The 15,404-nt window shown below is 62.1% G+C and carries 16 protein-coding genes; 9 read left to right on the top strand and 7 right to left on the bottom strand.

Translation table 11 applies throughout. From position 1 onward, the window contains the following. Positions 1 to 184 precede the first annotated feature (184 nt). Entirely contained in the window at positions 185 to 376 is a 192-nt protein-coding gene (locus AC58EF_RS27240; RefSeq protein ID WP_497279518.1) for a hypothetical protein, read from the top strand. A 12-nt stretch (positions 377 to 388) separates the two neighbouring features. Next, positions 389 to 523: a hypothetical protein gene (locus AC58EF_RS27235; protein WP_497279519.1), complete on the top strand. Its 135-nt coding sequence runs from the start codon at positions 389 to 391 to the stop codon at positions 521 to 523. A gap of 16 nt (positions 524 to 539) precedes the next feature. Here AC58EF_RS27235 and AC58EF_RS27230 read toward each other — a convergent pair whose 3' ends face one another. After that, on the bottom strand, positions 540 to 1,706 hold the full coding sequence (locus tag AC58EF_RS27230) for an ATP-binding protein (RefSeq protein WP_497279517.1): 1,167 nt from the start codon (positions 1,704 to 1,706) through the stop codon (positions 540 to 542). Between the two features lie 325 nt (positions 1,707 to 2,031). Here AC58EF_RS27230 and AC58EF_RS27225 point away from each other — a divergent pair, with 325 nt between their 5' ends. Continuing rightward, a complete protein-coding gene (locus AC58EF_RS27225) occupies positions 2,032 to 3,159 on the top strand; it encodes a hypothetical protein (protein WP_497279516.1) in 1,128 nt (375 codons plus the stop codon). A gap of 77 nt (positions 3,160 to 3,236) precedes the next feature. Here AC58EF_RS27225 and AC58EF_RS27220 read toward each other — a convergent pair whose 3' ends face one another. The 4 genes from AC58EF_RS27220 to AC58EF_RS27205 form a co-directional block, all read right to left on the bottom strand. Continuing rightward, on the bottom strand, positions 3,237 to 3,578 hold the full coding sequence (locus tag AC58EF_RS27220) for a hypothetical protein (protein WP_497279515.1): 342 nt from the start codon (positions 3,576 to 3,578) through the stop codon (positions 3,237 to 3,239). Positions 3,579 to 3,639: 61 nt separating this feature from the next. After that, positions 3,640 to 4,491, bottom strand: a complete 852-nt coding sequence (locus AC58EF_RS27215) for a nucleotidyl transferase AbiEii/AbiGii toxin family protein (protein WP_497279514.1) — start codon at positions 4,489 to 4,491, stop codon at positions 3,640 to 3,642. Further along, positions 4,484 to 5,170: a type IV toxin-antitoxin system AbiEi family antitoxin domain-containing protein gene (locus AC58EF_RS27210; RefSeq protein WP_497279513.1), complete on the bottom strand. Its 687-nt coding sequence runs from the start codon at positions 5,168 to 5,170 to the stop codon at positions 4,484 to 4,486. The genes AC58EF_RS27215 and AC58EF_RS27210 overlap by 8 nt, the downstream gene beginning before the upstream one ends. 470 nt (positions 5,171 to 5,640) lie before the next feature. Continuing rightward, positions 5,641 to 6,615 carry an SDR family oxidoreductase gene (locus AC58EF_RS27205; RefSeq protein ID WP_497279512.1) on the bottom strand — a complete coding sequence of 325 codons (975 nt, stop codon included), beginning with the start codon at positions 6,613 to 6,615 and terminating at the stop codon, positions 5,641 to 5,643. A 96-nt stretch (positions 6,616 to 6,711) separates the two neighbouring features. Here AC58EF_RS27205 and AC58EF_RS27200 point away from each other — a divergent pair, with 96 nt between their 5' ends. Both AC58EF_RS27200 and htpG read left to right on the top strand, forming a co-directional pair. Beyond that, positions 6,712 to 7,548, top strand: coding sequence for a helix-turn-helix transcriptional regulator (locus tag AC58EF_RS27200; protein WP_497279511.1), 837 nt, complete (start codon positions 6,712 to 6,714; stop codon positions 7,546 to 7,548). Between the two features lie 325 nt (positions 7,549 to 7,873). Further along, positions 7,874 to 9,760 (top strand): molecular chaperone HtpG, encoded by a 1,887-nt coding sequence (htpG, locus tag AC58EF_RS27195; RefSeq protein ID WP_497279510.1) that lies wholly within the window; start codon positions 7,874 to 7,876, stop codon positions 9,758 to 9,760. A gap of 609 nt (positions 9,761 to 10,369) precedes the next feature. Here the strand turns inward: htpG and AC58EF_RS27190 are convergent. Both AC58EF_RS27190 and AC58EF_RS27185 read right to left on the bottom strand, forming a co-directional pair. Then, positions 10,370 to 11,710: an ATP-binding protein gene (locus AC58EF_RS27190; protein ID WP_497279509.1), complete on the bottom strand. Its 1,341-nt coding sequence runs from the start codon at positions 11,708 to 11,710 to the stop codon at positions 10,370 to 10,372. Then, positions 11,707 to 12,423: a response regulator gene (locus AC58EF_RS27185; protein WP_497279508.1), complete on the bottom strand. Its 717-nt coding sequence runs from the start codon at positions 12,421 to 12,423 to the stop codon at positions 11,707 to 11,709. Before AC58EF_RS27185 ends, AC58EF_RS27190 begins: the two co-directional genes overlap by 4 nt. A 158-nt stretch (positions 12,424 to 12,581) precedes the next feature. Between AC58EF_RS27185 and AC58EF_RS27180 the strand changes: the two genes are divergently transcribed. The 4 genes from AC58EF_RS27180 to AC58EF_RS27165 all read left to right on the top strand — a co-directional run bounded on the left by AC58EF_RS27180 (position 12,582) and on the right by AC58EF_RS27165 (position 15,314). After that, positions 12,582 to 13,064: a hypothetical protein gene (locus AC58EF_RS27180; RefSeq protein WP_497279507.1), complete on the top strand. Its 483-nt coding sequence runs from the start codon at positions 12,582 to 12,584 to the stop codon at positions 13,062 to 13,064. A 75-nt stretch (positions 13,065 to 13,139) separates the two neighbouring features. Beyond that, positions 13,140 to 13,565: an EF-hand domain-containing protein gene (locus AC58EF_RS27175; protein ID WP_497279506.1), complete on the top strand. Its 426-nt coding sequence runs from the start codon at positions 13,140 to 13,142 to the stop codon at positions 13,563 to 13,565. Position 13,566: 1 nt separating this feature from the next. Beyond that, positions 13,567 to 14,394 carry a sterol desaturase family protein gene (locus AC58EF_RS27170; protein ID WP_497279505.1) on the top strand — a complete coding sequence of 276 codons (828 nt, stop codon included), beginning with the start codon at positions 13,567 to 13,569 and terminating at the stop codon, positions 14,392 to 14,394. After that, positions 14,391 to 15,314 (top strand): alpha/beta hydrolase family protein, encoded by a 924-nt coding sequence (locus AC58EF_RS27165; RefSeq protein ID WP_497279504.1) that lies wholly within the window; start codon positions 14,391 to 14,393, stop codon positions 15,312 to 15,314. Before AC58EF_RS27170 ends, AC58EF_RS27165 begins: the two co-directional genes overlap by 4 nt. The last annotated feature ends 90 nt before the right edge of the window (positions 15,315 to 15,404 follow it).

Here is a 15,404-nt window from a genome sequence, read left to right as displayed (position 1 = left end):
GCGACCCGGGATCGGTAGCCCGGGCAAGCAGCACGGCATCGGTGATCGATGCCGAGTCTGCCTCCTGGACTCATTCTCCCCGTAGTAGGTTCCGAAGTATTTCACGGGCGACCAGGCCGGAAGGGTCGCGTCGACAGCCCACTGGCCCGGCAACTTCCGCGACCTTGCCGCCAGTGTCACCCGCATGGCGACATTTTCGCCCAAGGGAAGGATCGATGCCGATGGCGTATCCAAGGAGATCGCGCGCTTGAAGCAGTCATGGTCAGGCACCGGGCAGGCCAGCGATGGATTGGAATTTCTCTTGGGCGCTGAGACCGTGTCGCAAGTCGATCCGTTCGATCGCATCCAGTTGAGTTTTGTCGTCGAGACCTGCTGAAGCAGCCACTCGCTGTCCGATGCAGGCCGGAAGCTGTTTTCCGCATCACGCGAAAGGCGCGCAAGCACGAACGATGCGGACAGATTGCGGAAATATCTCGCTCGATTTGACCTGACCTGGGATGCCATTGCGCGCAGGAAGGGCTGAATCGTCTTCTGGCCTGTCAGTTGCCTTCCGCAACGGCCGCGCTCGCCTTTTGCAGCGACATGACCTCTACACCAAGGCTTAGCGGATAGGTCTCTGCCCCAGGATAGACGACGATGCGCCTTTGCGGTTTCAGATCCGCGCATGCGTGATGAAAACCCCGCTCCAGCGAAGGTGTAAGGCTCCGCTTGACCTCGATGGCCCAGAGTTCACCGCGGGGCGATCTCAGAAGCAAATCGATTTCGGCGCCGGCGGCAGTGCGATAGAAGTTGGCCTGCGTTCCTTCCGGGACGGCGGCGATCAGCGTTTCGATCACAAAGCCTTCCCAACTCGCTCCCGCCACGGGATGTCCCAGCACGTCTTCGAGCGTGGTCAGACCGAGCAATGTATGAACAAGGCCACTGTCACGAACGTAGACGCGGGGCGACTTGACCAGTCGTTTGCCAGCGTTGGAATGCCAGGGCTCCAGGCGCCGGACCAGCAGCAGATCAACCAGGAGATCGAGATAGGACGCAACGGTCTTGCCATCGACGCCAAGCGACCGGGCAAATTCCGCCGCATTGAGCAGGCCGGATTGGTGATGGGCCAGCATGGTCCAGAAGCGCCGAAGCGTTTCGGCTGGTATCCGGGGGCCGAGCATCGGTACATCGCGCTCCAGATAGGTGCGGATGAAGTCCTGCCGCCAACGCTGGCTGCGACGATCATCGGCAGCCAGAAGGCTGTCGGGAAATCCGCCCCTGTTCCAAAGTTTCGGAATTTCAATTGCTGGAACCTCCGATCCGTCGACCGGTCCCATTTCGAGGTAGCTGATCCGCCCCGCCAAGCTTTCCCCGGACTGGCGCAGCAAGTCCAGCGAGGCTGAGCCAAGCAGCAAGAAGCGCCCGGTCCTGAGCCCCTTGCGCCTGCCTTCATCGATCAGACCGCGCAAGATCTGAAACAGACCGGGCAGCCGGTGAACCTCATCGAGAATCACGAGTTTGTCTTCATGCTGCGCGAGATAGAGTTCCGGTTCGGTCAACCGGGCCCGATCCGCATCGGATTCGAGGTCGAGGTAAAGCGATGGTCGCTGCTCGCCGATCGTCCGCGCGAGCGTCGTCTTGCCCACCTGACGCGGCCCAAGGAGTGCGACCGCTGGCGTCTCGTCCAGCCGTTCGATCAAGTTCAATGCAATGCGGCGCTCAATCATCCATGCATTTATGGACTATAGTTCCATATTTGCAAGGTTAAACCCCGCACTCATTAAGCCGAATGCTCGGCTCCGAGCGCTGCAAGCCGGGCCCGAATATGTTGAATTCGGCTGTCATGCGGTCGCCATTAATGTCCCCGACTCGTCTCCCTTAACAGGATCGAGCACCGATTCGTATGGCAAGGTAATTACGATAGCGGCCCGAATGAGCGCGTCGTCAAGAAATGACCGCCTCAAATCCTGTTTCAAGCCTTCCCGACCTTCCATCGCGGGCGGCCGGTCGTCTATCGATGTCGTCCATGACGGCGGAGACGGGTGATCGGGCATGTGCGAATATCAATATTATGAATTCCAAGCGGTCGATCGCCCTCTCGACGGAATGGATCGCCAGGCTCTGCGGGCGATATCGACGCGGGCTCGGATCACCGCGACAAGCTTCACCAATTCCTACGAATGGGGTGACCTGAAGGGCGATCCCGCCGATTTCATGAAACGCTGGTTCGACCTTCATCTCTATCTGGCAAACTGGGGAACGCGGCGGCTGATGATCCGGTTGCCGAAAAGGCTGGTCGATCAGCGATTTCTCAAGCCGCTTCTGCTTGGAATCGACTGGGCCACGCTGCAGGCGGCGGGCGATGCGCTGATCCTTGATATCGCGCGTGACGAAGTCAAACTCGATGAAGACTGGGATGATGGCTCCGGCTGGCTTGCGGCTCTGGCGCCACTCCGGGCCGATCTCCTCGCGGGCGACTTTCGGCTCTTTTATCTGCTGTGGCTGGGAGCAATCGAGAGCGAAGAGCTGGGCGATGACGAGATTGAACCCATGCCGGGATTCGGACCATTGACAGGAGCGCTCGGAGCATTCGCAGAGTTTTTCGGCATCAATCCCGACCTCGTGCAGGCCGCAGGTGATCGCCCCATGGATATGAAGGCGACATCGCCCGCCGCCAGAGAGGTAATTGAGGCCATAACTGATAGCGAAAAGACGGATTTGCTCACCCGCCTGTTCGACGGTGACTTTCACATTGCCGCAGAGCTGCGCGCGCTGGTTCGCAAACGACTGGGGGAGCACCATGCCCGTTTACCCAATGGTACGCGAACCGCTGGCGAATTGCGGTCCCGCGCACGCGCCATCCGCCTCGCTCGCGATCACGCGAACGCCGAGAAAGCTGCAGCCGACCGCCGCCGGCAGGCGGAGGAAGCCGAGAAAGCGCGTCTTGCCCGGATCGATGCCGTTGCTCGACGGGGCGCGAGCGTCTGGCAGGAGGTGGAAGCCGAAATCGAGCGCCGCAACGCCCCCGGCTATGACAAAGCCGCCGCCCTTCTTGTCGATCTGCGTGCCATTGCCGAAGCTCAAGGTACGGCGGCCGAATTCGACCGGCGGCTTCACGAAATCCGCGAGCGGCATGCTCGGAAAGAGCGGTTTATCGAACGGCTGGCGGCGCTGCCTTAGCCGCGCTGCAATGAGCGCGTGTCAGTGTCCGTGAGGGGCATAACGAATTCGGATAGGCTCGATCAATCATGCGGGCGTCAGTAATCTCGCGCGCGCTGTTGTTTGAGTTTTTTGACGCGGTGCCGCTGATAGGCTTCAATCTGGCGGAATATGGGGCATCGTCTGTCGAATATAAGATGGGTTATTGAGACGAAGAAAGGGGTTTTAGCGTCCGGTCCGCCGATATTCAGACCACAAACTATCCCACCCTCTTCGCCCATGTAGAAGATTTTTGTGACCATGCACCTGTCCGGGATCGCAGAATCGGGCGACTGTTTCGCAAGGGTGCTTTGGACGTTCGGCGACAGCCTGGTTTCCAATGGAAGCGAGGCTTCCATTTCCGCGACAAGGCGGTCGGTTTTGGCGGGATCGTCTATCATTGCAGATGGATCTCAGGATGACTGCAACGCCAATGCCGATCCACAGTTTCGGACGAAAGAGTCATTCCCCGACCATCTTTGCAAGTTTCGCGAGGAAGAAGCGGTCGCTCCATAATTCCAGCGACTTTGCCTCCGCTGGGCGCAGGAAGCGCCTGACATCGTCGGCCGCGGCCTTCCAGTCGACAGCGGCTATTGTGTTCCGCAGCGTGCCCTCCAGCCATGCCATATCGATCTTGAGGTCTTCCTGCCCCGCCCATGGGCCCGTCTGAATGAGGGCCGCCTGGAGATGCGCCAGATTGGGAGAAACCCCGTTCGAGACATACCAGGAAAAGTCATACCAATCCCTGCCCTTCAGATATCCTCGGCAAAGCAGAGCATGGATTTTCAGCGCGAGATTGGAAGGCAGATCCTGATGCCGTACCTCGTAATCGGCGGGGAAATCGAGAAAGGTGCTGGCTTCGCCGGATCGCGGCGGCGGATTGGTGTCGATCTCCAGCTTGATCTTGATCGTTCGGGGGCGTCCCGTACCTGCGAAGGTCAGGTCGAGCTGGCTCGCGATGGAATCATCCTTGAGCACCGCCTCCCTAACCGCCTTGTCCATCCTCTCCTTGGGCTGGGCGTCGAGCTTCAATCCGAACTGCGCAAAAACCTCGACCAGAATTTTAAGATAAGGCGCCCAGTCGAACTCGGGGTTGGGTGACCGGAGCATGAAATCGAGATCTTCGGAAAACCTGGGCAGACGGTGCAGGATACGCAGGCTCGTGCCACCCTGGAAAAGGGCAACATCGAAAAAGTCGCCACGCCAAAGCGCATACAGAGCGATCTCCTGGACGATCTCCTTGAGCGCGTTCTCTTCCTCGACCGCATTGGTCGCTCGATATTGGCGAAGCTTTTCCTGAATAATCTCAATCATCCGAGGGAGTACCTTTGGCTGCGCCTCTGTTCGTCAGAATGACGTCCTCGAGTGAGTGGAGGAACGCGTTGGCGGCCTTGTGTTTGTAAACGGGCCGAAGCGCGGAGAAATCCTTGCGTCTGAGCGATCGCAGCCGGTCCTCGTCGATCCGCATGCCCGTGATGAGCCAGTCCAGGCCGGACCAATGCTCCTTCCGCAAAGCGACAAGATCGATCAGTGCCCGTAAAGGCTGCGCGACGAATGCCGTGAGTTTGCCCAACTTTTCCCGTTCCACGCTCGTCAGGAATTGATATTCCCGGAGCGCGAGTGGGTGAAAGCTGAATTGCCCGAGGGACGGCGTATCATAGGTGATCGTCTTGCGGCCCGGTGAAACACTAGCCGTGGTGAAGACGGCTTCCGGAATCCAGCCGTGATAGCCCAAAGCTGTTTCAAAGGAGATATAGCTACCTGGCAGGAGCGCCTGTGCCGCAGCGAAGGGGTGGATGGCATCGTTGCTGGTTCTCTGACCCAGCATATAGGTCGCCCGTTTGAGACGGATCAGAGAACCGTCCTTCAGGGCCCTATGTACCAGAGCATAACGGCGGGCATCGCTGCCGCCCAGCAGCGCACGAAGCTGGTCTTCGTTGAAGATCCGCTCAGCAAGCTTTGATCCTGAAACCTGATAAAAAAGTGCATTCATAAATTCTAGATACTTTCAAACTGTGAAAGTTTCAAGAATTTCATGAGTCGCGTTCGTATGACCGACAAAGCCTTGTCGAATCACCTGCCGACGACATGATTTTGAAACGTCGGGACTCGAACCGCTCCAATAAAAAGTCCCAGGGTATCGGTCATGGTATTGCGTAGTGATGGCTCTCAAGAAATGGCGGTTTTCTGAGCCGACATAGGCCGTTTTTGAGTCCTCTTCTGCCAGAATCCGAGGACGTCCAGCGTCGAGGCCTTTCGGCGTAGCCGCGCAGTGCGCTCGCCAAAGTCTTCCCAATTTACCACCAGCGCCTGAAAGGCGGGACGCGAATTCTCCTCTCCCGATTATGCCGGCAAGAACAATCGCTTCCTCCGTCGACCCTTGTCAGTCACTCAGCCGACGGTTTTGGATCGCCAAGTGCGGACCGGCAGCTATCGCGACCGCTGTCGACCAATATAGGCCCTTCAACAGCAGGAACATCGTGCATCAGAACCCGCCGTCGATGGGTCGCTCAGCGCCCAGCATGAGGGCTTGCCCATTCCCGCAGTGAGCGCGGAGTAATCCATGGAAGCCAAGTCGGAGAGCAGGTCGGTTCCGGTTGGATTCCACCCAAGCCGCTCGCGGGTCCAGGCGTTTGCCCCAATTATATCGAGGCCGGCAAATGGTGCCATCCAGCCGAAATACTGTTCGACCTCTGCGGCGCTGATCGAGCGAACCGGCAAACCAGTGCCCACTCCGATCGCCTCGGCAATGGCACGCGCAGTGACACCCTCTTCCGCCGACGCATGATACCGCGCGCCCGGTTCGCCCTTTTCGAGCGCGAGAACATAGAGTTTCGCAACGTCGCGGACGTGCGCGGCAGCCCATCGGCTCTGGCCTTCGCCGAGATACGCTGCCGCTCCAGCCCGACGCATCTCGGCGATTAGCGGCGTGATCAAGCCGGCCTTGACGGTATTATGCACCTGCGACAGCCGGATCGTGCGTACATCGATGCGCCGCGCGATCAGCGCCGCACCGGCCAACTCGGTTGCGATGCGGGGATTGGCGTGACGCGGATTGAGTATGTCTTCGGTCGCCGGGCCGCCATACAGCGGCGTGCCGATGCCGATGCCTGAGGTGATCAAGATCGGCTTGTGCGTTCCTTCCAACGCTTCGCCGATCGCGGCGATATTCCTCTCGTCCTTCTTCGTGTTCTCGAAGAAGGTCTCAAAATTATGGTCGAACGCGCAGTGGATCACTGCATCGGCCGCCGCCGCACCGCTGGCAAGGGTCTCGGGCTGCTCAAGATCGCCGCGATGAAAATCTGCACCGGCCGCCTCGAGTTGGCGGGCGCCGGCATCCGAACGGGTGAGGCCGAGCACCTGATGCCCGGCGCTCAGAAGTTCCGGAATTATATGCGAACCGATGAAGCCAGTCGCCCCTGTCAGGAATACACGCATGAACAGTCTCCTTATTGCGGAAATGCTGTATCGGGGCAAGGCTTAACCTGTTAAAGTAGTGACCTTATCAGGGTATAATCTTCAACAGGATCGTTCATGAGCAGCGATACGTCTAACCGACTGGGCACTTATCTTCGTGATCGTCGTGCGCGGCTCGATCCTGCAGCCTTTGGTTTCGGCGGCGGCCGCAGGCGTACGCCCGGATTGCGCCGCGAAGAGGTCGCTAGCCGGGCGAACATCAGCCCGACTTGGTACACCTGGCTGGAACAAGGCCGCGGCGGCGCGCCTTCGGCCGATGTGCTGGATCGGATCGCTAAGGGACTTATGCTGACGGAGCCTGAGCGCGAACATTTGTACATGCTTGGTCTCGGACGTCCACCCGAGACGCGGTACCAGCCGGTCGACGGGATCACCCCGCGACTGCAGCGTGTGCTCGATGGCATGGCGCTTAGTCCGGCGATCATCAAGAACGCAATCTGGGATGTGGTCGGTTGGAACCGTGCCGCTGCGGCACTGCTCACTGACTATTCGCAGTTGCCGTCGAACCAGCGCAACATCCTGCGGCTGATGTTTACGAACGGCAGAGGCCGAAGCCGCAATGAGGATTGGGACAGCGTTGCGCGGTTCGTGGTCGGAGCATTTCGGGCTGACATGGCGAGGGCTGGTGCGCAGGACAGCGTGGATGCCGCGAGGCTCGTCGAGGAACTGAGCCGACTGAGCCCGGAATTCGAAACGCTGTGGCAGGATAATGACGTCGTCGCTCACAGCGAGGGCGTGAAGAAGATTCGCCATCCGTCGGCAGGGCTTGTGAAGCTCGAGTTCTCTTCATTTGCCGTCGAAGGCAGGCCGGAGCTTGGAATGATCGTCTACAATCCGGCTACCCATGTTGATGCGGAAAAAGTTCGTTTGCTGGTGGATACCGCAAAGGCGTAATTACCATGACGGCGCCTCCATGTGCCGATCGAATGAATGCGGCTGGCAAGCGCAGTCGTTCCAAAGGCAAGAGCAAAACGGCAGTTTTATCCCACAACGCGTCGTTTCGCGGTCCAGAAAACGTCCCATGTCGGTCGCTCAGCCAGCGAAGTTTGGTTGTCGGGGGCTGGCAGTCAGCTTTTCTGTCCAATCAATCCGCGAATGAATCTCTCCACCGTGCGGGGCTCACAATTCTGGACAAATAGCCGGCTGCGACCTCTTGAACGTCAAAAGCTTTCGATCCATCTGTCGCGCGAAATTTCCAGGAATGCGAGCCATAGAGACGATGACAATGGACACCGTTACCGCCCCTGAAACGCGGGCCTTCGAGGCAGATGTTTCCAAGCTTCTGCACATGATGGTCCACTCGGTCTATTCCGACCGTGACGTTTTCCTGCGCGAACTGATATCCAATGCTGCCGATGCCTGCGAAAAGCTGCGCTACGAAGCGATTTCCAGCCCAGCACTGCTGGGCGACGATCCCCAATCGCGCATCAGTCTGAGGCTGGACAAGGAAGCCGGCACGCTCGTGATCGAGGATAACGGCATCGGCATGACCGCCGCAGATATGGGTGAAACACTGGGCACCATTGCGCGATCGGGTACCAAGGCGTTCATGGACAAGCTTGCCGCGGACAAGAATGGCGAAGGGCAGCAGCTTATCGGCCAATTTGGCGTTGGCTTCTATTCGGCGTTCATGGTGGCGGGGAAGGTAGAGGTTGCTTCTTGCCGTGCCGGAGAGGCTGATGCAGCCATCTGGTCCTCCGATGGGTTGGGTACTTACACGATTACACCGGCCGATCCTGCAGCGGCGCCTGCGCGCGGTACACGCGTCACGTTGCACCTGCTCGAGGATGCCAAAACCTATGCCGAGCGCTACACCGTTGAGCGGATAATCAAAGCGCAGTCGGGCCATGTCCCGGTTCCAATCTTCCTTCAGGAGGTCGGAAGCGAGGATGAGCCAGCGCAGGTGGCCGACGGCGTGGCACTGTGGACCAAGGCGAGGACTGACATCAGCGAGGACGATTATACCGATTTCTATCGCAGCGTAGCAGGCCAGTTCGACAAGCCGGCACTGACGCTGCATTACCGCGCAGAGGGACGTCACGAATATTCCGTTCTGACCTTCATCCCCGAAACCAAGCCATTCGATCTGTTCGACCCCGACCGCAAGGGCCGCATCAAGCTCTATGTACGCCGGGTATTCATCACTGACGAGGCGGAGATACTGCCGCGCTATCTTCGTTTCGTGCGCGGTCTTGTGGATTCCGCCGACCTGCCGCTCAACATGTCGCGCGAGATGATACAGGACAGTCCGGTTCTCTCTGCCATTCAGAAGGGCGTGAGCAACCGCATCCTTTCCGACCTGGACAAGCTTTCAGCCAGCGAACCTGAGCGATATGCCGCTATCTGGGAAAATTTCGGATCGGTGTTGAAGGAAGGCCTTTACGAAGATTTCGAGCGTCGCGAAGCGTTGCTGGGCCTGGCCCGGTTCAAAAGCACGACGTCCAATGGCGCGTGGCGCTCACTCAAGGATTATGTCAGCGCCCTGAAAGAAAATCAGACGGCAATCTATTATGCGACCGGCCATGATCTGGATCGGATCGCGCAGTCCCCGCAGATCGAAGGCTTCAAGGCGCGCGGCATCGAGGTTCTGCTCCTCCCCGATCAAGTCGATAGTTTCTGGACGACGATGGGCGTCGATTACGAGGGGAAGCCTTTCAAGTCCGTCACGCAGGGTTCTGCTGATCTGAGCCTCATCCCCCTGGCCGAAGGTAGCAGCACCGCCGCTGCGCCAAGCGAGGAGGCCAATAGCTTTATTGCTTTCGCAAAGGACGCATTGGCAGATCAGGTATCCGATGTCCGCATCTCGGACCGCTTGACCAGCAGCGCGGTCTGCATAGTTGCGGCTGACAACGCCATGGATCTCCAGCTGGAAAAGATGTTGGCCTCGGCTGGCCGTGCGCCGGAGCGAGCGAAGCCCGTTCTGGAGGTGAATGCCGGCCATACGCTCATCGCGAAGCTGGGGCACGCCAGTGGCGATGAGGAAGGGCGGCGAGATCTGGCATTCCTTCTGCTTGATGAGGCCCGGATTGCCGAAGGCGAGGCGCCGGCTGATCCGCGGGCCTTTGCCGAGCGGTTGGAGCGTTTGATGGCGAAAGCCTTGGGATGATGTCTATGGGGGAGCCGACAGGCTCCCCTCCTTTGGCCCCATCCGCTGGGCCGCTTTCCAAATCGACCCTTATCCGACGTTCAGCCGTGTATTTCCCGTTCCCGGCACCGGAAGGTCCGGCTATCGTCGGCTGTCGACCACAATCCGCCATGCAGACAAGAAGCGTAGCGACGGCGGGTAAAGGCGGGCGGCTTCGGCGGACGGCGGCGCACGGCAGGATGGCGGGCCACGCCCGATGAAGATGAGCACTACATCTACGCTGTAGCGCTATGATTGCCCGTGTTCTTCCTAAGAGTGAGGTGTAGTGCAGATAGGAGGCAGCGGCGGCGTGGTCCGGTCCTCGGCGCTTTCCGGCAATGTTCGAGAAACCCAACTGACGGCAGATTCTGCTGTTTTCAGACTGTTGCTTCCGAGAGCGATCTTAGCGGCGCGGACATTGCCCCAGGGAGACGACCACCGGCGAGATATCTCTCAGGGAAGGCGTATGGTCGGCCAACCGCAGTTCCTCATTCGCTCGAAAACAACCCGGCCGTAATGTACGTCCATGCACGAGCCTGCCGATTGCTTTCGCCGAAGTGACCCGCAAGCGTGCCGGCCTTTCAAGTGCCGTCATCTGTCGATACGAGGATAGCGTATCATCACCCGCAGCCCCGTGGGCGACGCCGGCGCGAAGATCACCTCAGCCTGGTCGCGGCCGGCAAGCGCGCGCACGATCGCAAGCCCCAGCCCCGCGCCGCCCGTCTCGCGGCTACGAGACGGGTCAAAGCGTTGGAAAGGTATCCCGAGGCTGGCCAGCGCGTCGGCCGGAACGCCTGGCCCGTCGTCTTCGACGACGATGTCGACCGCCTCCCCGTTCGCATGAGCCGAGACCGCCACCGCGTTGCCGTGACGGAGGCCGTTCGCGATAAGGTTATCGAGGACGCGGCGCAGCGAGAGCGGCGTGGCGGCGATCGCGAGACCGTCGGGCACGGGAGCCAGCGTCACACTTTCGCCGAGCTCGCGATGCGCATCGACGATCTTGGCGAGCGCGTGCGCGACCTCAACGCGCTCGGGATGGCTCGGCGGCGCGGAGTCGCGGTCCGCCAGCAGCAGCGTATCGTTGATGAGCGCGGTCATCTCGTCGAGATCGCGCACGGCGCGGGCTTGATGATCGGCATCATCGATGAACTCGGCGCGCAGGCGCAGCCGCGTCAGATAGGTCCGAAGGTCGTGCGCGATCGCCGCGAGCACGCGCGTCCGTTCGCCGATAAGCGCCCGAATCTGTCCCTTCATGTCGTTGAACGCGGTGGCGAGCTCGCGGACCTCGCGCGGGCCGGCGACCGGGAGATCGGGCGTGTCGAGATTGCCGGCGAACCGGCGCACGCCTCCCGAGAGCTGGCTGAGCGGGCGCGTGGTCTGGCGTACCGCCAGCATGAGCGCGACGAGCAGCACCAGTCCGCCTAGGGCGCCGATCACCGCGCGGCCCTGCAGATAGGCGCGCGCCGAGTCCGAAGGCTGGCTGGTGATCAGCAGCACGCCGCCGCCCTTCAGGCCGATCGCCACGCGGATCGGCGCAAAGAAGCGCGCCGGTCGCGCCGCCGGCCCGATCCAGCGCCCGAGCCGCGGCCGCCGTCCGTCCACATTTACCTGCCGGCCAGGCATCGCCGCATCATAGCCTGCCTCGAGATTCCGCAGGTCGTCCGAGCGGCGCCCTGGCGCTGGCGGCACCGGGACGAGTTTGATCGAATAGAGTCCTCCGTCGAGCGCCTCCACGAGCCCCGCTCGCTCGCCTTCAGGCGCCCGGTCTAGCGCGTTCGCAATTGCTGCCGCCTCTTCGGGCCGCGGGAGATTGTAGGGGCGGCGCGCGTCGTCCGAGGAAGGAAGGACAATAGCGACCAGAAGCTGAAGCGCAATGAACCCCACCAGTAGGATGGCGGCAAGGCGCAGCGACAGGTTCGATCCGATCGTCATGCCCGTTCCACCTGCAGCGTGAACTGATAGCCGCCGCCGCGCACGGTCTTGATGATCGTCTCGCCGCCGGGCGCTGCCGCCAGCTTGCGGCGCAGGCGGCTCAACTGGACGTCGACGGCCCGGTCGAACGGTCCGACGCTGCGCCCGCGCGTCCAGTCGAGCAGCTGGTCGCGGTTGAGCACCCGCTGCGGATGGGTGACGAAGCACAACAGCAGATCGAACTCGCCGCCGGTCAGCTCTACCTCGTTCCCATCCGGGCTGGAGACCGCGCGGGCGCCGACATCGAGCGACCAGCCGCCGAAGCGATAGCGCTCATTGGCGATCGGCGGAGCAGCGCGGTGCTGGTCGCGCGTTCGCCGCAGGATCGCGCGCACACGCGCCACGAGCTCGCGCGGGTTGAACGGCTTGGGAAGATAATCGTCGGCGCCGACTTCCAGGCCGACGATGCGGTCGATGTCGTCGCCCTTGGCGGTGACCATCAGCACCGGCATGTCCCGGGTGGCGCGCAGCCGGCGGCAGAGCGATAGCCCATCCTCGCCCGGTAGCATGATGTCGAGCACGACGAGATCGACCCGCCGCCGGTCATTGAGCTGGTCGAACTCGGCCGCAGTGCGGCATCCGACCGCCTCGAAGCCTTCGCGGGCGAGCAGGTCGACGACAAGCGCGCGGATTTCCCGGTCGTCCTCGACCACGGCGATGCAACTGGTTTCCATGAATCCTGAAATAGCGTCTGCACCGGCTCCAGCGAAGGGCACACATCGGCCAGTTACACTCTGTTACCCTTCGTCACCCTCCCGACGCAGCCTGATTACGTCGTGCCTGCATAAGCCCGATGCGACGGCTGCACCGCCGTCCGTGCAAGGAGTGAGACATGTATAAAGTTGTTTTGAGCCTCGCCGCGCTCACCGCCGGACTGGTGGCGACCGCGGTTCCCGTCGAAGCGCAGGTGCGCCGCAGCCACTCCGTGAGCGTGCAGGGCGCGCGCGGCCACGGCTTCACCCAGTGGCGCTCGGCATCGCGCCAGCGCGGCTCCGCCACAATCAGCCGCGGCCTGCAGACCAACAATGGCCGTGGCTATGAAGCCTCGCGCAGCCGCAACTACGGCCCCGGCTATTATTCGAGCGACCGCAGCGTCCAGGCCAACAATGGCCGCGGCCTGACCAACTCGCGAGATGCGACTTGGGGCGATGGCGCGTACAATGGCAGCCACACGATCGCCGCCAATGACGGCCGGACCCGCAACCGCACGATCAGCGCGACCAACAATGGCGACGGCACCGCGAGCTACAGCAGCACGCTCACCCGCGCCGACGGCGGCTCGCGCACCGTCTCGGGCACGGTGCCGCGGCCCTGAGCTCCCCCCGCGGCCGCGCTCCAAGCCCCCTCTCGTCCACGGAGCGCGGCCGCACCCCAAGTCAAAGGAAGCATGATGAAGAAGATGATCCTCGCCGCCGCGATGGTGCTCGCCGCGCCGGCCGCCCTTGCCCAGTCGCAGGGCGAGGGCATGAAGCTGCTCGCCAATGCCGACGCCAATCGCGACGGCGTCGTCACGCGCGACGAATATGCCCGCGCGCGCACCGCCAATTTCGCCCGCATGGACCGCAACAAGGACGGTGCGGTCAGCAAGGCCGATTTCAAGCGGCTCGCGCGCTTCAAGCCTGACGCTGCCAGTCGCCTCGATACGCTGATCGCCGCGATGGACGCCAACAAGGATGGCAAGGCGACCCGTGTCGAATTCGACGCCGCGCCGATGCCGCTGTTCGACCGGGCCGACGCCAATGGCGACGGTCGGATCGACGCGAACGAGATGGCCGCCGCCAAGGCGCGCATCGACGCGATGAAGCAGCAACGTTGAGATGAACGTCGAGCGCTCCCCGTTATGGCTCGCGGCGATGCTCGCACTGGTGCTGGCCGAGGCCGGCTGGCGCTTGGCGCGCGGGCGCGGCTATGACGGACGCGCGGCACTGACCACACTGGGGCTGGTGCTCGGCAACCTGCCCTTCGCCGCACTCAACGCAAGCGTGCTGAGTCTGGTGTTCGGCGCGGTCTGGGTAGCGGCGCCGGTCCATTGGCCGGCGGATCACTGGGCGACCTGGGCAGCCGGATTTTTCGCGGTCGAGTTCGCCTATTACTGGTTCCACCGCGCGAGCCATCGGATACGCTGGATCTGGGCTTCGCATTCGGTGCATCATTCCGCGGAGCAGATGACGCTGCTGGCCTCGCTCCGACTCGGCTGGACCAACCTGTTCTCGGCAGGCTGGGTGTTCTACGTGCCGCTGATCTTCTTAGGGCTGTCGCCTTTCGCGCTGCTTGCCCTATTGGCGCTGAACCTGCGCTACCAGTTCTTCCTGCACACCGAGGCGGTGGGGAAGCTAGGGCCGATCGAATGGGTGCTCAACACGCCCGCGCACCACCGGCTGCACCACGCCTCCAACGACGCTTATATCGACAAGAATTTCGGCGGCGTGCTGATCCTGTTCGACCGGCTGTTCGGCACGCTGGCGCGCGAACAGGCCGGCGAGCCGATCCGCTACGGGCTCGCGCATCGCTCGGCGACCGCCAATCCGATCCGGCTCGCGTTTCGCGAGTGGGCGATGATGCTGGGCGAGGCTCGCGATGCGCACGGATGGCGCGCGAAGGCGCAGACACTGTTCGCGATGCCGAAAATGAAGGAATTTCCATGATCAAGATGATGTTTCTTGCCGCTGCGTTGCTGGCGCCGTCGGCAGCCTATGCCGCGCCTGCCGATGCGATCACCACTTGCGATGCGAAGTGGCATGACACCGCGCGCGACCGCGACGCGCCCGTGCGCATCCGCATGCCCGCCGGCACCGGCAAGGCGCCAGTGATCCTGTTCAGCCACGGCCTTGGCGGTTCGCTCGACGGCGGCACAAACTGGGCGGTGGCCTGGGCGAAAGCCGGCTTCATTGTCGTCAATCTCCAGCATCCGGGCAGCGATCGCTCGATCCTCGGCCAGGGGCGCATTGGTGCGGCGATGGCGCCCGCGCAGCTCGTCGCGCGCGTCGACGACGTGCATTTCGTCCTCGACGAACTTGGCCGCCGGCCGCGCGAGGGTGCTTGCGACCTACGTCGGGCCGACCTCGCCCATATCGGCATGTCCGGCCACAGCTTCGGCGCGCACACCACCCAGGCGGTCGCCGGCCAGCGCTTTCCAGTGGCCGGGATTGCCGCCGATTCGCGCGTCAAGGCGGCAATCGCCTTCAGCCCCTCGCCGCCGATGCGGGGCTCCGATACTGCGGCGTTCGGCGCGGTGACCATCCCGTTCTTCTCGATCACCGGCACCGAGGATGCCGCGCCGATCACGCCCAGCATTACGCCCACGGATCGCGAGCGCCCGTTTCGTGCGATGCCGGCGGGCGGCAAATATCTGCTAGTGCTCGGCGGCGCCAACCATATGGTGTTCAATGCTCAGGACGGGCTGCGGGGGCCAGCATCGACGGCGACGCCCCATATCCGCGACACCGTAATCACCGCGACCACATTGTTCTGGCGCTGGACCTTGCAGGGCGATGCCGAGGCAAAGCGGCAGCTCGACACATTCGCCGGGACGCTTCCGCCTGGAGACCGCTTCGAGACAGGCTAGCCCCACGCATAGCCGTCGGAGGCGTGGGATCGCTGGTTGCGGCCGGCATCACGCATTAGGAGCGCGGCTCATTCGAAGCGCATCGGCGAT

Source organism: Sphingobium sp. WR1 (assembly GCF_059693745.1).
This window is presented reverse-complemented; position numbering and strand designations above follow the sequence as displayed.

Coding starts and splice junctions, on each gene's coding strand:
- htpG (WP_497279510.1), top strand. CDS start 7,874: ATGACAATGGACACCGTTACCGCCCCTGAAACGCGGGCCTTCGAGGCA.
- AC58EF_RS27220 (WP_497279515.1), bottom strand. CDS start 3,578: ATGATAGACGATCCCGCCAAAACCGACCGCCTTGTCGCGGAAATGGAA.
- AC58EF_RS27225 (WP_497279516.1), top strand. CDS start 2,032: ATGTGCGAATATCAATATTATGAATTCCAAGCGGTCGATCGCCCTCTC.
- AC58EF_RS27210 (WP_497279513.1), bottom strand. CDS start 5,170: ATGAATGCACTTTTTTATCAGGTTTCAGGATCAAAGCTTGCTGAGCGG.
- AC58EF_RS27165 (WP_497279504.1), top strand. CDS start 14,391: ATGATCAAGATGATGTTTCTTGCCGCTGCGTTGCTGGCGCCGTCGGCA.
- AC58EF_RS27170 (WP_497279505.1), top strand. CDS start 13,567: ATGAACGTCGAGCGCTCCCCGTTATGGCTCGCGGCGATGCTCGCACTG.
- AC58EF_RS27185 (WP_497279508.1), bottom strand. CDS start 12,423: ATGGAAACCAGTTGCATCGCCGTGGTCGAGGACGACCGGGAAATCCGC.
- AC58EF_RS27215 (WP_497279514.1), bottom strand. CDS start 4,491: ATGATTGAGATTATTCAGGAAAAGCTTCGCCAATATCGAGCGACCAAT.
- AC58EF_RS27205 (WP_497279512.1), bottom strand. CDS start 6,615: ATGCGTGTATTCCTGACAGGGGCGACTGGCTTCATCGGTTCGCATATA.
- AC58EF_RS27175 (WP_497279506.1), top strand. CDS start 13,140: ATGAAGAAGATGATCCTCGCCGCCGCGATGGTGCTCGCCGCGCCGGCC.
- AC58EF_RS27200 (WP_497279511.1), top strand. CDS start 6,712: ATGAGCAGCGATACGTCTAACCGACTGGGCACTTATCTTCGTGATCGT.
- AC58EF_RS27180 (WP_497279507.1), top strand. CDS start 12,582: ATGTATAAAGTTGTTTTGAGCCTCGCCGCGCTCACCGCCGGACTGGTG.
- AC58EF_RS27190 (WP_497279509.1), bottom strand. CDS start 11,710: ATGACGATCGGATCGAACCTGTCGCTGCGCCTTGCCGCCATCCTACTG.
- AC58EF_RS27240 (WP_497279518.1), top strand. CDS start 185: ATGGCGACATTTTCGCCCAAGGGAAGGATCGATGCCGATGGCGTATCC.
- AC58EF_RS27230 (WP_497279517.1), bottom strand. CDS start 1,706: ATGATTGAGCGCCGCATTGCATTGAACTTGATCGAACGGCTGGACGAG.